General features: G+C 44.5%; 23 protein-coding genes. 11 read left to right on the top strand and 12 right to left on the bottom strand.

Features of this window, described 5'->3' with window-relative positions:
- The 4 genes from NDI34_RS18515 to NDI34_RS18500 all read left to right on the top strand — a co-directional run.
- The coding region (locus NDI34_RS18515; protein WP_348233439.1) for a hypothetical protein at nt 1–189 on the top strand (189 nt) is incomplete at its 5' end.
- Between the two features lie 29 nt (nt 190–218).
- A complete protein-coding gene (locus tag NDI34_RS18510; RefSeq protein ID WP_348233438.1) occupies nt 219–407 on the top strand; it encodes a hypothetical protein in 189 nt (62 codons plus the stop codon).
- On the top strand, nt 358–579 hold the full coding sequence (locus NDI34_RS18505; protein WP_348233437.1) for a type I restriction enzyme endonuclease domain-containing protein: 222 nt from the start codon (nt 358–360) through the stop codon (nt 577–579). The genes NDI34_RS18510 and NDI34_RS18505 overlap by 50 nt, the downstream gene beginning before the upstream one ends.
- Nucleotides 580–1,629: 1,050 nt before the next feature.
- Nucleotides 1,630–4,698 (top strand): DUF5906 domain-containing protein, encoded by a 3,069-nt coding sequence (locus tag NDI34_RS18500; RefSeq protein WP_348233436.1) that lies wholly within the window; start codon nt 1,630–1,632, stop codon nt 4,696–4,698.
- A 218-nt stretch (nt 4,699–4,916) separates the two neighbouring features.
- On the opposite strand, the gene NDI34_RS18495 is transcribed toward NDI34_RS18500, so the two are convergent.
- A complete protein-coding gene (locus tag NDI34_RS18495) occupies nt 4,917–6,626 on the bottom strand; it encodes a site-specific integrase (protein ID WP_348233435.1) in 1,710 nt (569 codons plus the stop codon).
- A 998-nt stretch (nt 6,627–7,624) separates the two neighbouring features.
- Nucleotides 7,625–8,095, bottom strand: coding sequence for a nucleoside 2-deoxyribosyltransferase domain-containing protein (locus tag NDI34_RS18490; protein ID WP_348233434.1), 471 nt, complete (start codon nt 8,093–8,095; stop codon nt 7,625–7,627).
- A gap of 199 nt (nt 8,096–8,294) precedes the next feature.
- Between NDI34_RS18490 and NDI34_RS18485 the strand changes: the two genes are divergently transcribed.
- On the top strand, nt 8,295–8,618 hold the full coding sequence (locus tag NDI34_RS18485; RefSeq protein ID WP_348233433.1) for a hypothetical protein: 324 nt from the start codon (nt 8,295–8,297) through the stop codon (nt 8,616–8,618).
- A 247-nt stretch (nt 8,619–8,865) separates the two neighbouring features.
- Here NDI34_RS18485 and NDI34_RS18480 read toward each other — a convergent pair whose 3' ends face one another.
- From NDI34_RS18480 to NDI34_RS18465, 4 genes are all read right to left on the bottom strand, one after another.
- Entirely contained in the window at nt 8,866–9,963 is a 1,098-nt protein-coding gene (locus tag NDI34_RS18480) for a hypothetical protein (protein WP_348233432.1), read from the bottom strand.
- A 252-nt stretch (nt 9,964–10,215) separates the two neighbouring features.
- On the bottom strand, nt 10,216–10,494 hold the full coding sequence (locus tag NDI34_RS18475) for a helix-turn-helix domain-containing protein (protein WP_348233431.1): 279 nt from the start codon (nt 10,492–10,494) through the stop codon (nt 10,216–10,218).
- A gap of 61 nt (nt 10,495–10,555) precedes the next feature.
- Nucleotides 10,556–13,345, bottom strand: a complete 2,790-nt coding sequence (locus tag NDI34_RS18470) for a hypothetical protein (protein ID WP_348233430.1) — start codon at nt 13,343–13,345, stop codon at nt 10,556–10,558.
- 2 nt (nt 13,346–13,347) lie between these two features.
- Nucleotides 13,348–15,732 carry an ATP-binding protein gene (locus NDI34_RS18465; RefSeq protein WP_348233429.1) on the bottom strand — a complete coding sequence of 795 codons (2,385 nt, stop codon included), beginning with the start codon at nt 15,730–15,732 and terminating at the stop codon, nt 13,348–13,350.
- 398 nt (nt 15,733–16,130) lie between these two features.
- Between NDI34_RS18465 and NDI34_RS18460 the strand changes: the two genes are divergently transcribed.
- The gene (locus NDI34_RS18460) at nt 16,131–16,391 is read left to right on the top strand and encodes a hypothetical protein (protein WP_348233428.1); all 261 of its coding nucleotides are present in this window, start codon (nt 16,131–16,133) and stop codon (nt 16,389–16,391) included.
- Nucleotides 16,392–16,512: 121 nt separating this feature from the next.
- Here NDI34_RS18460 and NDI34_RS18455 read toward each other — a convergent pair whose 3' ends face one another.
- The 3 genes from NDI34_RS18455 to NDI34_RS18445 form a co-directional block, all read right to left on the bottom strand.
- A complete protein-coding gene (locus NDI34_RS18455) occupies nt 16,513–16,980 on the bottom strand; it encodes a hypothetical protein (protein ID WP_348233427.1) in 468 nt (155 codons plus the stop codon).
- 852 nt (nt 16,981–17,832) lie between these two features.
- The gene (locus NDI34_RS18450; RefSeq protein ID WP_348233441.1) at nt 17,833–18,114 is read right to left on the bottom strand and encodes a tyrosine-type recombinase/integrase; all 282 of its coding nucleotides are present in this window, start codon (nt 18,112–18,114) and stop codon (nt 17,833–17,835) included.
- 349 nt (nt 18,115–18,463) lie between these two features.
- Nucleotides 18,464–18,715 carry a hypothetical protein gene (locus tag NDI34_RS18445; protein WP_348233426.1) on the bottom strand — a complete coding sequence of 84 codons (252 nt, stop codon included), beginning with the start codon at nt 18,713–18,715 and terminating at the stop codon, nt 18,464–18,466.
- Between the two features lie 210 nt (nt 18,716–18,925).
- Between NDI34_RS18445 and NDI34_RS18440 the strand changes: the two genes are divergently transcribed.
- Together NDI34_RS18440 and NDI34_RS18435 are read left to right on the top strand one after the other, a co-directional pair.
- Nucleotides 18,926–21,367 (top strand): NACHT domain-containing NTPase, encoded by a 2,442-nt coding sequence (locus tag NDI34_RS18440; RefSeq protein WP_348233425.1) that lies wholly within the window; start codon nt 18,926–18,928, stop codon nt 21,365–21,367.
- 334 nt (nt 21,368–21,701) lie between these two features.
- Nucleotides 21,702–21,941 (top strand): recombinase family protein, encoded by a 240-nt coding sequence (locus NDI34_RS18435; protein ID WP_348233424.1) that lies wholly within the window; start codon nt 21,702–21,704, stop codon nt 21,939–21,941.
- 137 nt (nt 21,942–22,078) lie between these two features.
- Here NDI34_RS18435 and NDI34_RS18430 read toward each other — a convergent pair whose 3' ends face one another.
- Nucleotides 22,079–22,201, bottom strand: coding sequence for a hypothetical protein (locus tag NDI34_RS18430; RefSeq protein WP_277878742.1), 123 nt, complete (start codon nt 22,199–22,201; stop codon nt 22,079–22,081).
- Between the two features lie 50 nt (nt 22,202–22,251).
- Here NDI34_RS18430 and NDI34_RS18425 point away from each other — a divergent pair, with 50 nt between their 5' ends.
- Nucleotides 22,252–23,226: a tyrosine-type recombinase/integrase gene (locus tag NDI34_RS18425; RefSeq protein ID WP_348233423.1), complete on the top strand. Its 975-nt coding sequence runs from the start codon at nt 22,252–22,254 to the stop codon at nt 23,224–23,226.
- Nucleotides 23,227–23,289: 63 nt separating this feature from the next.
- Here NDI34_RS18425 and NDI34_RS18420 read toward each other — a convergent pair whose 3' ends face one another.
- Complete coding sequence (locus NDI34_RS18420) at nt 23,290–23,625, bottom strand: element excision factor XisI family protein (protein ID WP_190671996.1); 336 nt, start codon at nt 23,623–23,625, stop codon at nt 23,290–23,292.
- A complete protein-coding gene (locus NDI34_RS18415) occupies nt 23,610–24,029 on the bottom strand; it encodes a XisH family protein (protein ID WP_348233422.1) in 420 nt (139 codons plus the stop codon). Before NDI34_RS18415 ends, NDI34_RS18420 begins: the two co-directional genes overlap by 16 nt.
- A gap of 314 nt (nt 24,030–24,343) precedes the next feature.
- On the opposite strand from NDI34_RS18415, the gene NDI34_RS18410 reads away from it, so the two are divergent.
- Nucleotides 24,344–25,066 (top strand): ParA family protein, encoded by a 723-nt coding sequence (locus NDI34_RS18410; protein WP_348233421.1) that lies wholly within the window; start codon nt 24,344–24,346, stop codon nt 25,064–25,066.
- Entirely contained in the window at nt 25,053–25,502 is a 450-nt protein-coding gene (locus NDI34_RS18405) for a hypothetical protein (protein WP_190671987.1), read from the top strand. Before NDI34_RS18410 ends, NDI34_RS18405 begins: the two co-directional genes overlap by 14 nt.
- Nucleotides 25,503–25,523 lie beyond the last annotated feature (21 nt).

The raw sequence follows: 25,523 nt of genomic DNA, 5'->3' as shown, positions 1-25,523 counted from the left end.
CTTAGAGAAGCCAAGAGTTGTCGAACCACTTGGCGGATGCGATCTCGCTTGAGATGGCTGCTGAAGTTCAAGGTAATTTGTAAAAGTTTGGGTCAGGATATTCATGTCAGTTTAGAGTCCGCGATCGCTAACTGGATCGACAAACAGCATTTGACGCAGAGTACAAGCATAAGGAAGCCAAGAAGCTGAAAGGGGCATTCGCCATAAAGCTTTCCCAGATGGTACGCCTTAACAAAAGCCGGATGAATTACCTCGACAAGTTCCAGCAGATGATTGATGAGTACAATGCTGGTTCTTGCAACGTTGAAATCTTTTTTACCGAGTTGGTGGAGTTTGCCCAAGAACTCAAGGTTGAGGATGAACGTGCGCTCGCTCTCGAATCTGGAAGAAGAACTTGCGATCGTTGAGCTGCTGACGAAACCAGACATCAGCTTAACCGAGAAAGAAAAGCTGGAAGTTAAGAAGGTGGCTCTTGAACTGTTGTCAACCCTCAAGCCAGAAAAACTGGTGCTGGATTGGCGTAGACGGCAGCAATCGAAGGCAGCAGTGAAAGTCGCGATCGAGGAGATTTTAGATTAACTACCCGAAAGCTATCTAACTGAGGTGTACCAGCGCCAGTGCGAAGAAGTCTATCAGCACGTCTCCGAGTCTTACTCAGGGGCAGGCCACAGTATTTACACTACTAGCGCTTCAGAAGAGCGATCGCACTTGTTAAATTGAGGCTACTACCTGTGCCTCTAGCACAATCACTTATCTTTGTATCTACTGCAAACAATTGACCCCATGACGCTGATTGCTGTTGAAAGTAGGGGCAATATTACTTGCAGCCGCTTTAAGTGTCTTCTGCGCCATCTCGCATCTATGGCTGTTAAAATAACGTAAATTAAGATGTTGCAACAACATGCTGCTTTGTTATTTATGCAGCGAAGTTGTTTGTTAGCGCAGAGTTGTACAACGTGTGCAGAGAATTTAGGATTATGTGATTTCTTGACAACTAGAAGGAAAGATCCAAAATACGCGCAAGTAACTAGCCATATTCCAAAGGGGTCAGCAAAGCGCTTGAAAATTTACTGCACTGAAGAAGAGATCACTATCACAGAAGCAGTGGAGATTGCTATTAAAGAATTTTTAGAGAACAGACAACCATCCCCTTCCGCTCCCAGCGCTGATGAGGGATGATGGAGAGCAGTCGCACTAAGATTTCTGACCCAAGAAAAATTAGGCGGCTTCGCTCATTGGAAAATTTTGCAGTGCATCATGTACTACCGTTGTACTAAATCTATGCTTCAATAGATTTCCAGTGGGTAGATTTTCAAGAAAAAATAAACCCAAAAAATAAGCAAAAAAAAGGAAGCAAGTTATCCAGAAAGAACCTAGTCCATAAGATGACTAAAAGTACTACCGAGAATAACTCACAACCAAGATTAATAAATTTGAATACATTCATCCTACCCTGACTCCCGGTAATTGTCGATGAATGTAAATAGCATCGGTTCCGATCCATCCATTGAACCTGACGAGGAGTAGCCTTGGGAAAAGAGTGACCTCCGGTGCTGCCGGAAATCTTCATATGGATTAAAAATTGTGGGTAACTGCCTCCTTCGCAACAAAAGAAGGAAGGTATATCCTGTGGAAAAATCAGTAGCCGTTCAGTCTGTTGACGAAAGCAATCAAGCGATCGCGATTGCCCAGCAGCAAGCTTCAGCCACCTCATCTCCTCTAGCCCCTAAATTAAAGAGTTTCAATATCGGAAATTTCCTGGATCGCCTCAAGCCAGGGAAGGGAAAGAATAACTATCTCTGTCCGATATGCGAGAAAAAGTTAAGCATCAACCCAGACACGGGGGCTTACAGATGTTGGGTCACTGGGTGTGCCTCGAAAGCTATTCGAGAAGCGATCGCGCCTTTGGATCAAAAGAAAGGCGATCGCTTTCCACGCATTATCCCCGCTCCAGAAAAGAAGAAAAAGAAGATTATCCCAGCAGCTCCTATCCCACAGGGTGAGCTGAACCTTATTAGACTCTCCGCACCGGCAATGGATTCACCTCAACCATCTACACGGTTGGATAATAAGCACGGTGAGGTATCCGAAATTATTTATAAGTATTCAGAAGATCAGTGGGCGGTTCGCACTCAGTGGAAGGATGTTAACAAACCCAAAGGTTATTCCAAGATTTTTCGCGTATGGCACCGAAACGAGGAAGGAGAAGAGATTTCTAAAAAAGGCGATCGCCCTTGGATGCCGTACCGCCTGGATGAAGCTTTGGACGCGGCTAAAGTTACGCCTAATGTTTCCGCCCTGTTATTCCAAGAAGGAGAATCCTGCGTAGAAGCATTGAGAACCATCGGGCTAGCTTCAATCACCCTTCAGGGCAGCGCTTGGAACAATGCTGGCTTGGAAAACATGGTGGAAGCAGTTAAACCTCGTATAGGCTGCCTGGTTTTCCTGAAAGATAACGATGAAACAGGTACTAAAAAAGCTCTGGAACTTTCAGACGTTTGCGCCAAGGCTGGACTGCCATTTTTAATTATCGATCCACTTAGTATCCATCCAGAGCTACCCTCAAAAGGAGATGCAGTTGACATTTTGGGAGCGATGGAACCAGAGGAATTTATTCGACGGCTAGAAGAACAAATCCATCTTGCCGTGGAGAAGCGGCGTCCTCAGCCGGTAGAACCGCAGATAGATGAATGGGCTTCATCAGATTCTTCATTAAGCCCCACATTAGACGATCCTTTATTAGATTCAATGAGCGATAGCTCATTAAATCTGACCCCGAATGAGGAAGTTACCCAGCAAGTTCTGAATTTTTTCTATCAAGACAAACCTTGGATTTGTCTAAATGGAACATTGCACGAGTGGGAAGAAACTCATTATGAGCCGCGCCATGACGTGTCTGAATTACGCCGAATTTCGGACTTCTGCAATGCTTATGTAATTAAAACCAAAAATGGAGACAAGTACCCCTACGCCAATGCAGCCAAAGTTAAAGCTGTTCTGGAGTGGGTCAAGATTCGCTTAGGAGTCGATCCGTCTCTGGTTAACCCTCCTGGATTGAACTGCACCAATGGGGTTTTGGAGATTCGCTGGGAAGGGGCAACTCCCAAATGGGAATTGATTCCTCACGATCCGGCGAAATATTACACTTACCCACCATTAGCGACTTACGAGCCAAACGCCGATCCTCAACACTGCGATCGCTTACTCGCCGTTTTAGATGAACCGCAGCGGGAGATTTTCCTGAGAACAATTGCCGCGTCTCTCGATTTACAAACAGTCCGCAAGTATAAGGGACGGTTGGTTAGGGGCTTGTTACTCAAAGGGCATGGCTCGAACGGAAAAGATGCTGCCAAAGAAGTTACGGCGGCAATGTATGGATATCAAGGCATCTCCAGTGCTACCGTCTCGGACTTCGCGGCATACGATTCAGGACGTAAATTTCCGATAGCCCAAACCGAAAAAGCTCTGATCAATTGGAGTTCCGAAAATGCCAATTTCGCTAAACTCGACAAGGTTCAGAGCTTGAAGGCTTTCATCACTGGCGACACCCTTTCTGCTGAACGGAAGGGAAGAGATGAGCGGGAATTTGCCCCAAGGGCGGTCGCGTTATTCAACTGCAACGACACCCCCAACCTACAAGGAAGTTTGGAGGCAATCACTGGGCGCTATGGGGTGCTGACATTCAATAAAACTTTCAAAATCAATGCCGACCCTAGCAAAGGAGAGCTGGAAGCAGATCCACGATTTAAATACGATCGAGAATTTTTGCAGAAAGAGGTTCTCCCTGCCTTCTTGAATAAAGTCCTATCTGCATTGATTGATCTGATGCGTGACGGCATCGACTACAGCTGCACGCGGAAGGCGCTCGAAGACATCCAAGCAGAAAACTCTCACCTGTTCCAGTTCTGCCAGGACACGGGATTGGACTACGACCCAGAGGGAACCTTGAAAGCCGGTGAAATTTGGGAACGGCTCAAACATTGGTATGAAAAAAACGGGACGCTAACTTACAGCGACTCTAAAAAGCCTATTTGGACTGACCAGGCGAAGAAGGGCGATAGAAATGTAAAAGGAATGAATCAAGTCCTGGCACGTTTTCAGGAACTCTTCCCGAAAGCAAAGAGAGTCACGGTGGGGAAAGGCAATATCGGTCTCAAAGGGATTAGCTTTTCTAAAATCTCGTCCGAAGGTGAGGCAGTTGAGGCAGATGGTGAGGCAATGGTGAGGCAGATGGTGAGGCTAGAACCCTTGCTAGATAACGATGGTGAGGCAGTCGAGGCAGTTTCTTTACCTCTAGAAAAAATTGATGAAATGCAAAATGGAATTTCTTTGCAACGCAATGAAATTTTCGATCCAGGTGGTAATCAACCTCAAAAATTGCCTCGACTGCCTCACCCGCCTGACCCAGTAAGCGATACAGCCTCACCCACTGCCTCACCTACTGCCTCACCCACTACCGAAACTGCCTCACCCGCTGTTGAAAAACAAAATTTTGAGCTTTTTTCTACGGTAGCGCTGGCTAAACCTTTCTTCGTCGCTTATGAATGGCACGGCTATATTGAAGACTTTCGTAACAACGGAAAAGAGGCGCTAGTAAGGTGGGAGGAACGTGCGGGTAAACCGGGTAGTCAAACTGAATGGTATAAGCTTTCAGAACTAAGGCTGATTGAATGGGATGGGTGTACTGAGATGGACTAAGGAGCGTTATCTTCTCTGAAATTTAATTGCCTGTACCAATTGGTACTGACAAATAGTTCTCGCACTCTCAGAAATTGGATTGCGATCGCTCCTCATTCTTCCTTTTGGTGATAATGGCTTTTTCCGTAACCAGAAGCGATCGCGTTCGCTGCTGGATCGAATGAAAAACCTATTACAGAGCCAAAACTCTCAATTAAGAATTGGCTCTGGGTCTGGGATTAGGGCTTCTTGACAGATAGCGGCGGCGGTGGCGGCAAACTACCTGTTGGTAAAGACTGCAATGCGATGAGGGCTGGAGCTACTTTTTGCTGAGGAGTACGACGATCGTAAACCTGGCGCTGCATCTTTTGAGAATGAGCCATTAACTCAGCTAAAGCTGCCAGTACCTGATCCGATGTCCCAGAAAGTTTCAGATAAGTGACAACCGAATCCCTGACCATGTGGGGAGTAAAAGCCTGACCCGTCAACCGATAAACTCGTTTACGGACATAGCTGTACAAAGCACCTTCAGAGATGGGTTTCCCATTAGGTTGGGAGAAAACATAGTTATGTGTTGGTTTGAAGACCTTCCGCCATTGAGACAACCACGCCTCAAGCAATGGATAAACTTCAGATGGCAGCTCGACAATTCGTTTGTGACCATTCTTGCAATAAGTGTCACCCGTCTTAAAGTCAGCAGCCGTATGTTCAATGAACCATTTCCCATCTCGATCCATTAAAGTTCGTCCCATCTCCAACTCCCGGATCGTGCGCCCGCGATCCGGGAAAACACTCAGCAGCAGAAAAATTAAAGCCATTTGATGATTTCGAGCCAGAACCATCTGGGAACGTTTCTTCCCATAGTTATCGCGAGGCGCACATTCAGCTAACAACTGCTCCACACAAGCCTTGAAAGTGGGCCAGTCAATCCACTTTTTCGACTCATCAGATTTACGGGGTGTCGTCTTAACCCGCGCCATAATGTCGCACTCCAAGCGGCGGAGTTCCTCAATAATTGGAATATCTCTGTATCCAACCCGTTTATTAGAGACCAGATGGCGAGACTGGCATTTAGACTCCTTGTGATAGAGAAACTTAGCGACCGCAACAATACTTTCCACAACTTTTAACTCAGTATTGGGTGATGCCTCCCTCGTCTCGCGTAACCATCGCAGGTGTTCGTCAATTAAGTCCATCATTTCATCGATAGCATTTTCATCTCGATGACCGTCAGACATCAAGCCGCTAGAAGCAACGAGCAGTTTAAGGCTTAGCGCTTCCAAGGGTACGTTCTTATAGTGATGAAGCCAGCCCAACAATCTTTTCGCTGAATTCACATGAGCTTCAGCACTACGCTTGCGTAAGGGACCATCTTGGCGTTTGCGATTGCCAACCGGATCGATTTGAAACCTTAAAAGCTCGTCGAGAGAAACTTGTAATTCTGGAAAAATATCCGAGAGCTTTAAGCCATAAGAAAAATTTGAAGAACTAGGGGTTAGTTTTTTATCAGTGACTCGAACATTGTCGCTGACTCGACCTTTTTGAAGTCGGATGGAGGAACAACAGTCTCCACCATTCTTTTTAATAGCAACTTTCCACCAAGGCTGTTGATAACACCAATCCAGCATTTTTTTGAGATGCAAGCGATAAGTACGAGCGCTAGAAACATTGCCCAAACTGGCAAAAACTTCTGATTGGTACTTAAGAGCTTGATTCAATTCAGAAATGGGAATCTGTTTCATAAATTCCAGGCCAGCATTGACATCAGCTTGGGTAAGCTTTTTGCGGTGCGGTAGGATAAATCCCAATTTGGGTAAGGTGTAACGAATGACAGCAGTTTGAACCGGCGCTGCCACATATGGGCGATCCGGATAGGTCGATTTAAGGTCATTGGTATAAAGATGATAAACATCTGCCCAAGTTTCTGGTCGGTTAGTTGAAAAAGTCATTTTGCTCCTTGAAGGGTAATTATTTATGACACCATACCACGCATTTCATGGCACCGAATTTACCCAAAATGCCTCTATCTTTTTACCGGCAAAAAAGCCTAAAAAGCGCCTCAGATATTCGGTTGAAGCTATTGAATGCTTGTCCAGCGTGATAAATATTTGTTAATAATATTTATCACGGTATTTTTGGCTAAATTACTAACACTTTGATAGAATTTTGTTTAGCCAAAAAAAGCAAAAAGGGCGGCTCTATACAGAGTCGCCCTTTTTGGGATTAGATATTTAATTAGTGCTACTATAGAGTCTAACCTTTGACCCAGAAAACTGTCAAGGCTTCGGTGGGTGGGGAGAAAGGTTTATGTATTAGAGTGGAGCGCTAGCTATGAAGTTGACTTTGAGCCTATATAATTCCCACTAAACTGGCTTTGTAGAGAGCATTGTGCCAGTTTCCTAAATATGTAGCCCGGTCAGTCTATTCTGGCATCGCTTGGATTTTTACCAAAACTTTTATCAATTCTGGGTGGTTTAAACTAGCTGGCTCTAGCAGCTGGGTGAATGATTCTTCCACTATTGAATTCAAAAAGTTTTAGATACTGCCACCGGCTCCTTGATGGAAGCGATAATGACAGCTTTTAGCTTGAGTGCTAAACCTTTTAAGTATCTATTGCTTTAGCGAACAAGCTGGGCTAATCCACTCGCTGGAGTTCGATCCACAATCTAAACGTCACCGTTACTCGCGATCGCTCACACACTATCATCGATCCACCCACACGTAGAGCTATTCCCATGTGTTGGAGGCGGGATGACTTTAACAAGAGAGTTCTGCAACCAACTCCAAACCATGAAGCTACAAGTACTGCCCTAACCATTGCGAGGGCAGGCTAACAGCAAGGTTCACCGACACCGTGCGGCGGAATTGAGGAACACCGAAAAGCATAGCTGCGCCGCATCCAGTACAGCTGTTAGTTAGCCCGCGTCGTGGAAAGCGGCAGACAATTTCATCGGTTATTTGAGTGTAATACACGCATGACGGCTGCGTTTAAGGTATCCTCGATCGACGTACACGGTGCTTCACCCGTGAATTTCTGATAGAGCCAATCGAGATACCGATTTTTGGGAGCGGAGTTAGGTCTGCCATAGACGCATCTACCAGAGCCGATGTAGCGACCGAACTCGACGTTGGTCGTGAAGCCCGGTAGCCAGACCAAATCGCGGGGTATCCAGAACACGATAACCGTCGCCGCTTCCAGGCAGGCGAACTCCCATTCGACCTGGTCAATGTAGTCGAATGAACTAGTCCAGTCGTGACGCTCTGGGATCAGAACCGTGCCAGGAAAGCCGACTTCTTGCAAGATATGAAGCGCCTGTATTCGCCAAGATGCGACCTGAGCCGTCCGTGGAGTGGGGCCAGCAAGGAAGATGCTTGGCGGAGCGAAAATCGGCTTTTGGTCAGAATACACAGCTTTCATTGCTCATCTCACAAGCTGAGGTCTTGGGCGTAGCGGGCTAACGACGAAGTTCGCTGACCCAGCGCGTCAGCATCGCACGAAGCCCAGCATATATGTGCGTCGGCTTCAGTGCAACCGCTAGTTAGGTTGCTGTGGCTACAACACGGAGAGCGATTTTTTTCGGGGGAGATAGAGCAGGCGACGCGATAAGATGGCGAAGATGTCTGATTCATCCGAACCTGTCATCTACCAGCTCAAAGTAGCCACTGCCAAAGCTAGAGGTCGCAATAGAAGAAGAGGTAAGACGCGATCGCGTGCGCCAAGTGGTTTGACAACTCTGGAATTTTCCAAAGAACTAATTTCAGGAAATCTCAATCTGGTGCGCCAGATTGAGAAAAAATTGAGAACTTTAAATTCTCTAAGACCTGACAGATACCCTTTTCTGGCACTTTGGGAAAATTTGATGAACTTATCCGGTTACAACCCACGAAAAATCAAGCTTTCACCCCAGTTTTACAGAGCAGGGTTAGACTGCTATCTGTAAGCGATCGCACGATTGTGGCAGGCTCTTGTACCGGCAAGCATATTGGGTATTACTGCACTTTAACCATTGTGCTGGCATGGTTGCCGAGCGATCGCATGCAATCGGACAGAGAATGAATGGCAGCGGCTCCCTACAGATATCTCCGCGACTGGAGAGTTGCTGTAATCAAAAACTCCATTGAGCTGAGTAAACCACCCGGCAACCGGCACTGAAGGCAGGTCAGATGAGATAGTTCGCAAAACACTAATTACTCCTGGGCGACCACTTTAGGTTTTGGCTTGGGCTTTGGAGCGGAGGTAGTTCTACTCTGAGGGAGGGCCGCATCGTTATGGGAACGCGCCTCATCGAGCTGACGAGCTTTTGAAGCCGCTAGCCTTGTCTTGGCAACCTCAAGCTTATCCTTCTTACCCGCTTTCAGGTAGTTAGGAGGCTCAGAACTAGGAATAGCTAAAAGGGAAACAAATTCAAAAGTATTTCGTTCGCTGTTGAACCGAGCCTTAATCTGAACAAAGAAAGCTTTACCCTGAGCTTCTTTCTCCAGCTTGGGGTTGAAGCGAAATGGAGGCACAGGGGCATCTCGCCAGAGGACAGGAATGTGAGAAGCCTTCATGAAATTCACTTTTAGTTCAGCTTGTGCCGATTTAATGAACTCAAGGCGTTGCTGATTGAAGTTCTTAAATACGGAAATGCATGGGATTCGGCAAACGGGAATGAACTGCCATAAACCGCAGATTTTGAACTCCAAATCTTGCAGGTCACTGGAAACACCCGTCCCAGAAGCTTGGTGCCCCACAAAACCCACCAGCTGGAACCCGACCGAGTAGGGCTGTTTCCCGCCAGGATAGTGAGTGATTTTGGGATAGACAATTAACTTCTGCTGTCGTATTCCAGTTGTCTCAATCTCTTTTTTGAGCGCCGCCAATGCCCGCTTGTGGTAGCTGGAATAATAGAGTGGATAGGTTTTTCCCCCGACACTCACAAAAGTTTTTTCATCATCAATTGTGACATCGCCGGTGAGAATGCCCACCGCCTGGAACAAAGCTGGCGGTTCTTCATGAGAAGAGGCAGAGGAGTCGCTTTGTTCCGGAGCTGGTTCCGAAGTTGGGGGAGAGTCGAAAGTGACAGGAACTGATGAGGTGTCAAGGGAAGGCTCTGAGGATGAGAAGTCAATAGTCCTCGCCTCTACTGGCACAGGGGTTGATGCGGCATCATCAACAGGGTTTTCAATCTTATCCGCAACGGGTTGTACATCCTCTGGCTCTACTTTTTGAGGAGACGGCTGAACCGCAAGAATATTTAATTCATCGGTAGGAGCTGTCTTCTTCTGTGGACGTTTTTTGGTCATATTCACTCAGATGAAACTCGCAGCTGTCGTAGAGAGCGTAACTCAGAACCCCGCAACGGATGAATCGAACTCACACTCGGCTACACATACCCTGTTGCTTTCTTCAATTTAGGACATCTTCATCGGAAACTGGTATCAGCCTTCATCGTGGCTGTTGTAGCCGATATCCCTATCCCTTCAAGCCGATCTACAAGAACGCGCGATCGCATTAAATTGAAGGATACATTGCGATCGCGCTATTAAGGTTTATTTTCAATTTGGCAGTGCTGCTTGTAAATCTCGCACAATTCTCATCACGGTGTTTTTTGAAAGCCCCAGTGCCTCGGCTACTTTTCGGTAGGAGAGTCCTTGCCGTATTAGCTCCAACACCTTTGATTCTTTCTCTCGGACACCAGTGCGATCGTCGGTCGAGAAATGTTGGTATGACGATGTAGAAACAGATTTTCTAGAGCCGACCCAAGGGAATGATCTTAAAAAATCGAACAATGGTGGCATATATCTGTAAAGCTGAAAAATATAAGGTGATTGCATTCAGTAATTGCAGCAGCAGATTGAAGCGTGGGAATAAACGATTGGAATTTTAGTTAGCCACTTATCCTCGCTTTTCTAGCTTCTGTTGAAGCATACTCGCAAGGGGAATACCAGCTTCCACTAATCGATATACCAGATTAGAATAATGTTGTAAGATCACCTTATCATTACGAATCCGCTGCTCAAAGCTGTTCCAAATACGATTTAATAATTCTGCTGTCCTTCTTCCATTCCCACGCTGTTCATTCCAAAGGTCATGAACAGCTTTACTTGCACACCGATTTAACCATTCGAGTGTTGGCTCTGGTGCAAACAGCCAACCAATACCATCGAGCATTGTAAGAAGATGAGTGTAAGCATCAGGATTATGCCCGACGACTGTAACCCACTTATCAAAAACGTAAATAAACAAATTTGCATGTTGCCACTCTCCCTTAATGTAATATTCACCATGATGATTGAAGATAATTAACTGGAGAATTTCTTCAGTCTCGTTGTCAAGGTATTTTAAACAGGCTACTTTTACAATTTCAGAACTACTCAGTACCCAATTACAAATTTCTTGCCAGGTTTCTAGTGCTTTTTTATTAGGCCCCTCAGTGTACGCAATTTGATGACAGATATATCCATTCAAAAGATCAGCAGTCAGTCTGGGGGCTTGTGACCAATTATCTCGTAATGGTGTCAAGATATGTTGGCGAATCTCATCAGTGTTTAGCGATAGAGCCAAATAAGCTGCCCAGTTTAAAATGAATTGATTCCAGATAAGTGAAGGTTGAGGGTGTGAAAAAGGTTTATCCTTAATTGGTAAATTATCCGCAATTGTTCGAGCAAGTAAGCCGTCACAAAGCTGAAGCAATTTTTGTTTTGTATCCGAGTCACGACACAGTTCTGTAAGTGGCAAAGCACAAAGTCCATACTGAACATGTTTGTGAACAAAAGCAATGTTTCTTGCTATAGCGATTCGAGGAAGGTCAGAAATTTCATCTTTTGCTAAATAATTAAGATAACTCTGAATAATGTTATCTTCCCAAGTTTTTAGCTCATTATAGGAATTTCCATATTGATCGCGCTGAGTTTTATAATAAAGTTTTCCAGGAATTAAAGAGAGTGAGAGACAAAGACCCAAGGCATTCCAGCACAATACTACATCAATATTCCAAGCTTTTTTTAGACCCAAAAATACCGCTTTTACCGCTTCCCTAGAATTAGAAAATGGCCTTAATGAGTTACCAATGAGTTGAAGGATTTCTAATCGTACTTCAGCATTAGCTATGCCATATGAAACAAGTAATGCCAGCCCACGCCCAGCATATACTTTTATTTTAGAGCTTGAAGCTGCATGAGTAGATGATTTTGATAAACGAACTGCTGCAAGAAAGACGTTACGGCTCCATTCTATTAAGTTCTGATTTTGCGCCCATTCAAAATCTGTAATCAAAGCGGCAACAGCAGCGCCCACAATTGTTTGCAGGCAGGTATACTTGCGAATATCATCCTCGTCGCCCTCCTGAAAAACAGCTTCAAGCTGATGAAACTCTTTCACAAATGTAATAGCTTCCTCTAAAGTCATGCTTTCATCTGTGCTGCCCTTTTCAATAGTTCGTTCTACCCAAAGACATACTTTAAGCCAACGATGCCATTCAGAGCTAAAGCTCAGTGCAGATTCGTGACGTTTTCTAATTTCTTCAGGGGGTTCTACAATAATCTCTACGTAATTTGCCGCTTGGAATTGTCTATAGTTTTTTAAATCACTGTAGATTTGAATTTTTTTTACATCTTCTTTTAACGAAAAAATCATTTCAGGATTATCTTGATCCCCCTTAGTGAAAAATGGAAGATTAAGCGTAAATTTTTCAACTGCTTGCTGAAATATACTTTTAATATTGTTATCAGTCGAATGCATGTACATTACAGCAAGACTTCTAATGTCTTTTGTTCTTTGAGTTTTTTTATCTCGTTTCTCAAGGATGTCATACATTAGTTTATTACCGTCTAAATAGTCAAAGCGAAAAGTGCCTAATATATCTAATGTTGTAGAGCGAGAAATATCCATTTTCCAAATCATCGGGCTACTAACGATAGGCAAAGCTGCTTTGAGACACTTTTCGGGATAAGCAAGAGCAATGCCCAAACATATACCTGGAACTGCAACACAATCACTTTTTACTAAAATTTTTTCAAAAAGTTCTTCCGCATCTCTGCCTGCTTCAATTTGTGTTTCCATCCAAACCTCAAGAGCCATAAGAGCAGACATAACTAGATTTGGTTCAGTAGACTTTCCTCTAAACCAACAGTAAACCTCAATATCACCCCAAAAATCATGCAGTTCTGAAGGTAATTGAAGAGTAACAGGTACGGGGATAAGTTCTGGTTGATCTGGATGAACAATTTGTGGTTGGTGCCGCCATCGCTCAATAGCTACGTTCACAAGAGTATGAACTAACCGAAGTCCCTCCTCTTCATTTGTATTGAGAAGGTATAGAAATGGTCCTTGAATAGGAGTAGCCGGAAGAAAAGTAGACTTATCACTAATCCCTAAATTATTACTCCATCCCTCGTCACCAACTTCTGCATACCACCCCTCATCACCAACTTCTAAGAAATAGGGTTCATAGTCTATTTCAATCCTGGGGGTTTTGATAATAAAATCAAGAACAAAGTCAACGAATTGAGAAGGAATATGGTCAACAAGCGGCTTGTAATCTTGAGGCTTGCTTAGAATATCTCTTTTAACCTCAAACCAGGGAGAATTACTTAGCAGATAACTTAAAACTTCCTTTGGAAGGATATCTGCTGAATGCAAAATAATTCTGTGTAAGCGCTTTTTATAGTCATTATATTCTGCCATTACTAACCTCTCCTCACTTCTTCTTTCTCTCCCTCTTCTTCAAGCCACGCAATCGCTATCTCACCAATTTCCCTTTTATAAATTGCCTTGGCTGGTGTTTTCGTCTGCCATATCTCCATTAATCTGGCAGCTTCTGGGCGAATACCAACAGGTAAATTGTTAAGACGCTTCAGCAACCAACCCATAAAAGGTTGCCATACTGACCATCTGGGAATTGGATCGCTCATTAAAAGCGGCATCACGCGGTCACTTGACTGTAGCTCTGCTTCTGTAAATGGAGACATTAGTGAAAAGTTCGGCATCACTTCCAATGTTCTTACCGCAACCAGCAACTCAATAAGCCGTCGTGCGTTATCAGCTATGAGTAGCTGTTCAGCTTTATCAAGCAATTCGCTGGAACGTGGAGATACTAGAGGCGCAGTCAGTAATGCTTGCCGCCATCTAGAAGAAAGTTCCGACGCTTGCTCAACTTGCTCTATCAGTTGTATCCAAGAATTTGCTGTCTTAGAGTTTTCTAGCAAAGCTAACCCCAATAATTGAACAGCTCTATATAAACCGAGCGGTTCATCTAGTTCTTGAAGATAAGCAGGTAATTCTTCACGACGCTGATCCAATAAGCGATACATCACCCAGTCTTCTAGCAAGTGATGATCAAAGCGATACACTTCCCGATCTGAGTCTTGTACAATGATTCGATCTGCCGTGAGAGAAATAATTGACTCTGGAGGAACAGTTTCTTCAACAGTAAAATGCTTACCAGGAGATTTTACAACCTGTTTCCCCAATCTTAAAAGAGAACTTTTTCTATCACGGCCGGGGACAGAACCTTCGTTACCAACCAGTCTGTCCCACCAAACTTTGCTAATTTCAATTTCTGTAGCAACAGGTGGTAGGTCTCCTGAGTTCGGAAGCATACGTGGGTCTTCCAAAAGCCTCAACATCAATGGATTCTTGAGAATCGGAGAAAGCTGACTAAGAGATAACAGCGGTTTGAGCCGAGGACTATATTTAACAACACTTTGAAGTTCCTCTGCGGTTAATTCCGGTACTTGCAACCTTGTTGGCTTTCCTAGTGGTTGCCAATTCAACCATCTGTAGACTTCTTGAAGATTTTCCTCCCGTGCAGAGAACACAACTGTCCAAGACCGAGAACCATCTTCACTGAGTGGAACCGCCGCTAACGTGCGAAGTAAATCATTCACAACAGCACGTTTACCTATGTCAACAATTCGATCGACTCCATCAATGAAAATAGCGGGTCGAAAACTGCCGCTCAATGCTATGAGAAGTTTATTCAGTGGCTGCTTAAGTTGCAAAGTACTGGCATAACTACTCCAACCGGCTCCAGTGATACGATCTCCTGAAATAACTAGAACTGGTCCTTCTCCTCTTTGATGCTCAACAAGAGTTTTCAACAGAACTGACTTACCAACTCCTGATAAACCAACTATTTCGATTAGCGATGCTTCTGAGAGCTTTTCTAAAGCGCTAACAGTTAGTTCGGTTCGGCTCAGACTTAGACCGCCAATATCGACTCGTATGTCATTTAGCGCGAAACCTGATTCTTGTCGTAACTTCTCAAGGTCGGAACGACAATCAATAGGTGAGAGCAAAGAAAATTTAGCCTGTAACCTCTGTGTCAAAATGTCTGCATTAAAACTGCCAGCAGTTCGATTTGCCTCAGCAGCCAAATTAACAACTTCTGTGAAAAGTTGCGGGGATTCAGCTTTTTTCTCAGCATTTAGCAGATGGCTGACCATCTCAACGCTATAGCTATAGTCACGCGAACCATCTCTCTGAAAGTCGAAATATAGAATAACCATCGAACATAGAAAGTTCCATATCTCATCATCGGTTACACTACTGCCTGAGTAGCTATCCAATATGCCTCGAATCAATTGAACAAAGCTACGCTGCGTGTTATTAGCTAAACCTGCTTGGTTAATTCTCTTCAAGAAGTCATCTGCATCCGTACTGGTACGTGCCCAAGTAAGAACGCTTTGATAATATTCATCGATTTTTTTTGAATACAGCCCAATTCCAATTCCGAAGCGGTCGATGCCAATATGAAAGTTCGTAGATTTGAAAGTTTCCCAGCAAGCTTGGATTACTTCATTAAAGGTTTTATCTTTTTCACCAAAAATTAAATCTCGTTTTATTTGGAGAGCAAGCTTAGCTTCACCGACTGGCAGCTCTGAAACAATGATGAGATCATCTAGTGGCTCTCCCTCATAGAGACGTTGAAAACGTACTTCTCGCGTTACTCCGGCATCTTGACCGCGAGGCACTGATTGCAGTAGTAATGCTACTAGGTAGTAAGCACCAACTTGTTTTTCGTAATCACTTCCAGCACCTCCGGTTGAGATAGGGCTTGCAACTTTCGTCATACTGATAATTGGGAATAGTAATTTCACAAGACTTATTGCCAACTTCTTTTAAAGCCAGCATCGTCTATATTCAAAGAAACATATACAGGTACTCTTATGTATTCTTATTATGTCAGTTTTAGATTTTCATTTACTGATTAAGGCTAGCAAGATTCTTTTACAAGCGTTTATGAATGTGTTTACAAAGTTTACTGGAAGCGCAATCGTCCTAAAATGGGACAATACGCAACCTCATATTAACGTTTCTATTGCCGAATTTCTCGCTAAATCTACCTGCTCACTTAGTTGCTCCTGGGAATTTAATGCTTATCGCTTCTTTAGCAAACTGCATAAGGTTCTCTGTAAGGAGTTCAGTGTTAGATTACTATTGTCTATAGTGATTGGAGCATGAAATTTTAATGGTGACGCAAAATAACATCGTCAATTGCATGGTATTTCTTCGGGAGAAAGGTAGGCTTGAAATAAAAGAAGGACTTGGTGTTCATCCGTTCGGCAGAGTTCCAGTTGTGGGAGAGTATGTTGCCTTATCCTCTGAAGAACCAGTCTATAAAGTCACGCATGTTCGCCATACTGGTTTTGACACCCATCAAGCTGAACTATTCGTTATAGAAGCAGATGATGTACAGGTTATTGGGGGAGAACCCATACCTATGCCATAGGGAACCTTCACTCAAGAATTGTCGTAGACCGTTCAGCATCTAAATTTCTAAAGCACTTTAAGGCAGTAAAAGGTTTCAACCTCTGAAATACGCAGTTTAAATGCTGAACAGCTTGGGCATATTATTCGTCGTCTAAAAGCCTCCTTGCAGTCTCATCTAGTCTTTTATTTGCATCATCCGAAAACTTGAATAGACATGTACCGGCAACTCCCGAAGTAAGCCCTATAGCCCCCATCGCTGTTGCTACCGATACATTTCCTGTACAAACTGAGGCAGCAAACGCAAGACTCAATATCCCTGTTACTCCAGCTAAACCAACAGCAAGGTTGAAACTTACACTGGCTTGGCGAGAGCGTTCTTGATACCACCATATTGAAATGTCATTAGGACTAACAGCAGGAGAAATGCCGCTTGAGCCAGCTACTGCTTTTGCTACTAAATAGGTATCTGGAGCTAGCGTTGGGCTTGTATCGAAAGCACTCACAACTATGTTCTGCGTTTGTGCTTCTGCGTTAACTTGAAAACGGTTATTCATTTGAGCAAGCGAAACTGGAGGCTGGGGGTTCCCAGTCTTGTTCTTTTGGTTCATAATAATCTCTTGGTTTACTTGATTCCCCTGGTGTTACGACTAGGGGTTTTTGTTTTTAAGGTCGATGCGGTCTAATTGCCAACTTATTTGTTGTTAAATTTTTCTCACCTCCTTAAAACACAACGCCTGAAGAAGCTCGTGCCGTATCGGGAATCGGCGCTCTGTATATGCTCTGGCGGATGTCGGTAATACAGATGTCGTTCTTAATCACTGAATTAATCGCACCAGAAACTTGCAAGCTACATAATATAGCAGCCTAAACAAGGAACGTAAACTGAAAATTCTAGTTAGTTATGCTTCTATGCGATTTTTAGCTTTGCAAAAAGCATTACAAGCTTCTCTAGCTTTTTATTCCCAGAGAATCACCCTAGCTTTCAAGGCTGTGCCTTTGAAAACGGCTGTTCATTTGAGCAAGCAAATCTGAAGGCTGGGGATTCACAACCTTATCTTTTTAGTTCATACTAATCTCCACGTATATGTGTTCCCCTTGGTGTAGCAGCTAGGAGATTTTCTCTTCAAACTGATCTGAATCTAGTGGGGTCGTTAACCTTCTCGTTTTTCTTACTTTCCTCCTAAGTAGCTATAGATATATTGACTTAGCAATCCCTGACTATCAAGCGGAAGCATATCAAAATGATATGTGTTGCTTAATAAACTCAAAGAAGTCATTTGAGTTTTCGCTAGGCAACTGTAAACATATTGGCTTAGTAATCGGTGCGGTTTCGTCCAATCGCTATTCTGGCGTACTCACCCCAGCTAGTAAGTTAACCCTCATCTGTATGCCTTTGAAGGTTTAGTGGTTTATTCCAAAATGAGGTGTAACGCTCATTAGATCCCCTGAACAGTTCACCTTTATTCCCACATTCCTTCAAACTGCCCCGGTGCCAGCTTCGTATATCTGACGGTGTGTTGTATCTGGCGATGCCCTAGATAGTCTTGAATCTTTCTCGTGTCGTATCCCTTCGATGCCAAATAAAAACCTGTGCTATGCCTAATCATGTGCGGGTGAACTGAATAGCCCAATCCCGCTTCCTCTGCTGCCCGATTCAAAATGTCTCGCACAGTTCGCGTTGTGAGTGGAGCTTTCCTCTCCGAATTGAATAACCAAGGTGTGTCTGGATATTCTCTTTGCAGTTGTCAAAGTGATCGCACGGTGATCACTGGCATCAAGAATCACCAGCCGCAGCTCAGGAGCGCTTACGTCATTTGGAGGACGAGGGCGTGAGGAATAATTCACGTGCCTGCTGATGGCTGTACTACACTCGATTCTTCTAAGAAGACGGCACAAGATATCTTATCTAGGATCGATAGGATATTGGAGAGTCGCTAAAGGCGTTCCTGCTAAGCAAATTCTTGGCTCGCACTGTGAATAATTTTCGATGCTGCCTAATACCTAACTTTGGCAACCAAAGTTTTTTGTAGATATCCTACTCTGTCCAGGTATTCCATTTAGAACAGCCTGGACAAAGTTTTTACTGAATGGTTATTGCTGGCTCTTGCTCCTTTTCTCTTCTTCTTCCTGTTTATGAAGAAGGTTAGCAGCTTTCCCTCCCATCAGCCCGACCACAGCCCCGATACCTGTCTGCCAAGTGGTTTGGCAGGTTTCAAACACTCGTTCTTGTTGTGGTGTTAACTGCGGTTGTGAGGCAATGACTACGGCGGTGATTCCTGAGACGAGTGTAAAACCTACTACCGTCCCAAACACTAGCTTGAATGTGGATGTAATCTTTGTCATTGGTTTCAACTATCTAATAGCGAGGGTAGATTTCCCGCCTGTTGGCAGTTGAGCCGAGTCCCACGCTTGCTTATTTTTCTCGACTACACCTACTTTCTCAACTAAGCTTTTGACTATTCGCTAAAACATAGGCTTATGTAGGCTGATGTAGCCTTACATAACTCTCAAAGTTGGTTAGACTAGCTTGTCAGGTACTTGTAAGATTAACAAATGCGCCTGCTTCCAGAGGATTTTCTGAATCAGTTGGCTAGTGACTACGAGCTTTCCCCAGAGCAAAAGGAGGTGTTCGTTCAACGATTTAGTAGCAAGGGAAATGAATTAGATGCTGCTGAGTTTCTCTACATTTCTCCAGAAGCTTCCCGTACTCGCATGACTTGGGTATACAAGAAGTTCAGTATAGGTGGGAAAGGGCCAAATAAAGCTCGCAGATTGCATGATTGGCTTATTAGGGAATATGAAAAAGCTCATTCCTCTACAATTGATGAGACTTTAAACACTGATAAAGATATAGATTCCTTAGTACAGGAGATACGCAAAAAAGTAAAATCCAGTATCCAAGAACGCTGCGGTAAAATGCGAGTACTAGATATGGAACAGCCCGTTGGTTTAGGTGACATTTACACTGATGTCAACATCCTGGAGAAAGTTACTGGACGCAGACGGTTAGGAATTGCTGAACTCCTGCAAATTTGTGAGCCAGAAAACTTCGACCGCTTTGGACTAAGCAAAGTTGAAAAGCGAGTGCCAGGGTTAAAAGCTGTAGAGCAACACCAAAAGCTAATGGTATTGGGCAAGCCAGGAGCTGGAAAAACAACATTCTTAAAGTATCTAGCTATTCAGTGCATCGTTGGAAAGTTCCAAGCACAACGAGTCCCTATTTTTATTACACTTAAGCAATTTGCAGAAAACAAAGAACAGCCGGAACTAGGGGGATTTATCATTCAGCAATTAGCTAAAGATAAGGTAGCAGAGTCTCAAATATCTGAATTACTAAATTCCGGCAGGGCGTTAGTTTTACTCGATGGCCTGGATGAGGTTGGAGAAGAAGATATTAGCCGAGTTCTCAAACAACTTAAGGAGTTTTCTGAACACTATCACCAGAACCCGTTTGTCATTACTTGCCGGATTGCCGCACGGGAGTATACTTTTGAACAGTTTGCTGAAGTTGAAGTCGCTGATTTTGATGACCAGCAGATTGCTGATTTTTCTAACAAGTGGTTTCAGATAAAAGACCTGAAAAAAGCTAAAAAATTTATTCAGAAACTGCAAAAAGATAAGCCAATCCGAGAGTTAGGAACTAATCCACTATTGTTAACCTTGCTGTGTTTAGTGTTTGAAGAATCGGCCGACTTTCCCTCAAATCGCTCTCAACTTTACAAAGAGGGGTTGGATATCCTGCTGAAAAAATGGGATGCCAAACGGAATATTGAGCGTGAGCAAGTCTATAAAAAACTATCGCTCCAACGCAAAGAAGATTTATTAAGCCAAATTGCTCTAACTACTTTTGAGGAGGGCAACTACTTCTTTAAGCAACAAGAAGTTGAAAAACATATTGTTAATTACATCCGTAATATACCTAATGCCAGTACTGACTTGGAGGAATTACAACTAGATAGCGAAGCCGTATTGAAATCAATAGAAGCTCAACATGGATTATTGGTGGAACGGGCTAAAAGCATTTATTCTTTTTCCCATTTGACATTTCAAGAGTATTTTACGGCTAAAGAAATTGTTGAAAGTCCAGCTTCAAAAGCTTTAGAGAAACTAGAAATTTTAAGCAGTAATATCACAGAAAAGCGTTGGCGCGAAGTCTTTCTATTAGCAATTGGTATGTTGCCAAATGCTGGCGATTTATTGGAATTGATGAAAAAAAAGACTGACGCACTTGTAGCTTCAGACGAGAAAATACAGCAGTTTCTCTCCTGGTTAAACCAAAAATCTCTATCTGTGAAGGCGGCTTATAAACCAGCCGCAGTGCGGGCTTTTTACATTGTCCGCGCCCTCAACCGCAACCTCGACCGCAACCTCGACCTCAACCTTGCTCGCGACCTTGACCGCGTCCTCGCCCGCGACTTCGCTCGCGACCTCGACCGCGTCCTCGCCCACGCCTTCAACCTTGCCCTCGACCGCGTCCTCGACCGCAACCTTGCCCTCGACCTTGCCCTCGACGACGCCCTCGACGAAGCCCTCGACAGCGCCCTCAACCGCGTCCTCGACCACAACAGCACCCTCGATTTTGCCATCAACAGCGCCCTCGACAGCGCCCTCAACAGCACCCTCGACCTCGACCATGCCCTCAAAGTTGAACTACAGCACTCTCTGCAAGAACTAAAAGCTCAACTGCCTAATTTAAACAACAGTAAAGAGAGTAACAGAAGATACACACTATGGTGGCGAGTTAATAGTCAAAACTGGATTAAGCGGCTAAATACTGTGATGATTGAACAGCGAAATATTGGACATGATTGGCAATTTAGTCAACCTCATTTGGAACTATTTTCTCAGTATTTCTATGCCAATCGGCTACTTGTTGATTGCCTAAATAGCGATTGTTATGTGAGCCGTGAGGTACGACAGGAAATAGAAAATAGTTTGTTGTTACCAATGGCAGAAATTGAGAATTTGAGTAGCAATCAATTTGTTGGTTCATAAGATGGCTCATCCCTCTCAAGCCACTGTAGTGTAAATACTGCGCCCTGCCCCAGAGTAAGATTGATAGACGTGCTGATAAACCTCTTGATACTTATTCTTATAAACCACCGTTTATGAGATAAAATTCTCAACTGGACACAGTCCAGCTCAACTCCAGCCCCAGCGCGTCCCATTACCCGTCTTTTGATCTATGTCTCATCGGACAATTAATAGATAAGTCACAAGACATTTTTAATGAAAATTGGATACTGTCCGATGAGTTTCAATGAGCAAACTTTCATGCATGAGGCTTTGAAAAAAAGCTGGGTACGAAAAGATTTTTGGTCATACTGTTTTGGGAGCCACAGAATCAAGACCGGGACTTAACAAGTATCTTGAACATCTCTGTAACAGGGATAGCTTGCTTGTATGGCGACTTGACCGGCTGGGTAGAAGCCTTAAGTATTTGCTGACATTGATCGAAGACTTCAATGCCTCTGGCATCGGATTTGTCAGCCTGACCGAAAGCATCGACACCGCTACCAGTGGTGGTAAGTTGGTCTTCAGCATCTTCGGCGCGATCGCTCTCATTTGAAAGACAAATTATTCGAGAAAGAAGCAATGCCGGATTAGGCGCTGCCAGAGCTAGAGGTCGGAAGGGAGGACGTAAGGCGCGATCGCATCCGCCAAGTGGTTCGACAACTCTGGAACTCTCTAAGGAACTAACCAACCTCAGAGAATTTCAATCTGGTGCGCCAGATTGAGAAAGTCCAGCCGTTCCGTTTGGTGGTTTACTGTGGCAATGTTTTGCGTCAGGGGAGTGATGTCCCTCGTTTGGGCTTCTGCTACAGCCATCCAGTTTAACAGTACTATTTAGAAGAGCAGTTCTAAATACTGGCAATGCATTGGTTACTCGACACCGGGATAAAAGTCCGGAAAACCTAAAGCTATCAGAACCCGTACCTCTCAACCGTCACCCAGCAGCGGTCTACCTTTCCAATTTGGCACAAGGGTCTAGACCGACAATGAAACAGACCTTGGATGCGATCGCCTCTCTGCTGACCTCCGGCGAATGCGACCATTTGAGCCTGGACTGGGCAAAAATCAGGTATCACCATACCTCCAGCGTGCGGTCAGTTTTAATGCAACGGTACGCGCCCGCAACAGCGAATAAAATGTTGTCCGCTCTTAAGCGGGTTCTCAAGGAAGCTTACCGTCTGGATTTGCTCGGTGCCGACGATTACACAAAAGCTGTGGATTTACCTCGAATCAGTGAGTCCAGAAAACTCAAGGGGAGAGCGCTTAAAAGGAGTGAAATATCAGCCCTGATGCAAACTTGCACGAATTCTGATGCACCCATTGATGTCAGGGATGCGGCGCTGATTGCCATCTTGCGGGGAACCGGAATCCGACGAGCAGAACTGTGTCACTTGAATCTTGAGGATTTTGACCCAAATAGCGGGGCTTTGCAAGTTCGTCAAGGGAAGGGTCAAAAAGACCGAATCGTTTACTTACCCGAAGAGGCGATCGCGATTGTAGAACGGTGGATTGCCGTTCGGGGTCATCAACCCGGTCCACTCTTACTGCCCATCCGCAGCAGTGGGACGTTGCAGTGGAGGCAGATTACGCCGGATGCCGTACTCAAAATTGTGCAGCGTCGGGGTCAGATGGCAGGGATAGAGTCCTTCTCCCCCCACGATTTTCGCCGCACGTTCTGTTCGGACCTCCTTGATGCTGGAGTGGATATTGCCACCGTGCAAAAACTCGCTGGTCATGCATCGCCAGTTACCACGGCAAAGTACGATCGACGGGGAGAGGAGACAAAACGCGCTGCTGTGCAAAAGCTGTCTTTCAACCACCCTTCTCCCCACAAATCTTGATAATTTACGTTCACCCACATACCCTACTTCAAAGAAGCTTTCCAAGCTCGAAATCGAGGGACTTTACACAGTCTGATACACTCCCTGTCTACCGCTGTTGTTAGGAGAGGAGCTAGTCACGATATGCTCTGCTTTTATACCCGCTGCAATCAGCGCCAGGCTTAAACCTTCCTCGAAATTATCCTCTTCAATCACGACTTGATTATCGACTAAACGAGCATGAAACAGAATCGTGTCGATCCAGCGCTGCTTATCCCAGCCTGTAGCCAGAACGAGAAAGTGACCAGAATCAACATCGCAGACGGGGTAAAGCTGGATCGCCTGTAAACGGGGTTGGGCGCGAGTTGCCTCTTGCAGGGTTTTTTTGAGGATGTCTGCATAGCTTAGTGAGTTATCCATTGGAGAATCGCCTCTTGACTGGGTTCGTAAACTAATAAGTTGATTTTATTTCGCTGGACGGCTAACTGAAAAATCGGTTTTTGAAAGTGCTTAATGTAGATCGCTTGGCTCACGGCTAAAAACAACTGACGCTCCGGTTCTTGTTCTTCCAATGCCCATTGGTAAAGCTGAAGCTGTCCCATCGTTTTTTCGAGTTCGCTGATGACTGAGGGCGAATCGAAGTCTTTGATTTCAACGGCGATTTTATGCCCTTCTTTTTCCGCCGTGAAAAACTTTTCGGCTCCTAAGTCGGCTTTCAACAGTGTCTGCTCTAACACTAAGACTAAAGGATCGTCCGTAATTGTCCACCCGTCTTTTTCGAGGGTGCGACGCAGGGAGAAATGTAAATTATCACGTCTAGACATTCGACCTTCGAGAATTTAGGTGTAGTTGGATACAAGGCTTTCACTTCATCTTCTGGCAAATAGCACGTTAATAGGAATAACTGACGTTCTGTTAAAGGATTGCCAACGCGATCGGCTACTAAACACCAGCCCAAAGTGAGTCCATTTAGCGGGCGTAATACCTCCACTGGAATCAGCTAGTTGAGCAATTTTTATGAATAATGATTAAAAAATCATTATTCATGAATCTTTATTCAAGACTAATTAATCATGATTATTTATTTTTTGATTCCTGAATGTCGGCTATGCTAAACCTGTGAAGGGTGAATTTAAAAATGCTTACAATCGCGATCGCGTCCCAGAAAGGGGGCGTTGGGAAAACCTGTACCTGTGTCAATTTAGGTTCGGGGTTACAACAGCAAAAAATCAGAGTAGTGCTGGTAGATATGGATGCCCAAGGCTCCGCCACCTATGCTTTAGGTTTAGTGCCAGGACAACAACCGGGGTTTGACCGTTGGTTGGAAGGGGAAGATATAGTACGCACCGATACGGCTGTACCTTTAGTTCCTGGTGGAACGGATACGGCTTATGTCAAGTGGGACTCTCCAGAGATTTTACGCAAAGCCATCAGCAAACTAGATTGTGACTTAGTGCTGCTGGATTGTCCTCCCTCCCTCGTCCCTGCTACAGTTGCCGCACTCGTAGTAGCGGATAGAGTTCTCGTGCCGGTGCTGGCAGACCCCTTGGTGTTGGTAGGTTTGGCTCAAGTGCTAGACACTTTAAAAGAGGTCAATCCAGACGTACCCGTTGATGTTTTGCGTAGCCGATACAAACCAGCGTTGAACATGACAGCGGAAGCAGACTCGGTGCTTGTCAGTGACAACCGATTTAATCTACTGCGAATCTGCATTCCGGAAAACGTTGCGATCGCGGAATCTGCTGGACACGGGCAGTCGATATTTGAATATGCACCTAACAGTAAAGGAGCAAGTGCATTTAAAGCGTTAGCTGGTGAAGCCATCAAGGAATGGGGGTTGAAAAAACGTGGCAGAAAGTAAAAAACGCATGGGGCAGCGCAATCCACTGCAACTGTTCAACGACTCCCAAAAAGAGTCCATTATTCCCGAACCATCCGACGAAGCCCCTCAAGAAGATTCAGGAATCAAAAAAAGTGATTCAGGAATCAAGATTCATGAATCTGGAAAAATTAATCAGGAATCGGGAATCAGGAATCAAAATTCTGGAAAAGCTGATCGAGAATCAGAAGATACCAAGGCAACTCCCCTCTATCCCTTATCGGCGAGGATACCAGAGCCATTGAACGATGCCTTGGATGATGCTGTGAAACAGACCCGCCGATCTATGGGGCGTAAGATTCGGAAGGAAGTATTAGTGTCGCTAGCAATAGAGGCTATGTTGCAACGTGTCGAGGTCGCTGGGGGGTGGAGAGAACTCGCATCAGAGGAGGAGCTGCGGGAGTTGTTGGGGTTGTAGGCAGAATGAGTGACCTAGCTT

It is taken from the genome of Trichocoleus sp. DQ-U1 (assembly GCF_039961925.1).
Lineage (GTDB): Bacteria > Cyanobacteriota > Cyanobacteriia > Cyanobacteriales > FACHB-T130 > FACHB-T130.
Note: the sequence above shows the minus strand (reverse complement) of the source record. Positions and strands in the feature narration are given on the sequence as shown.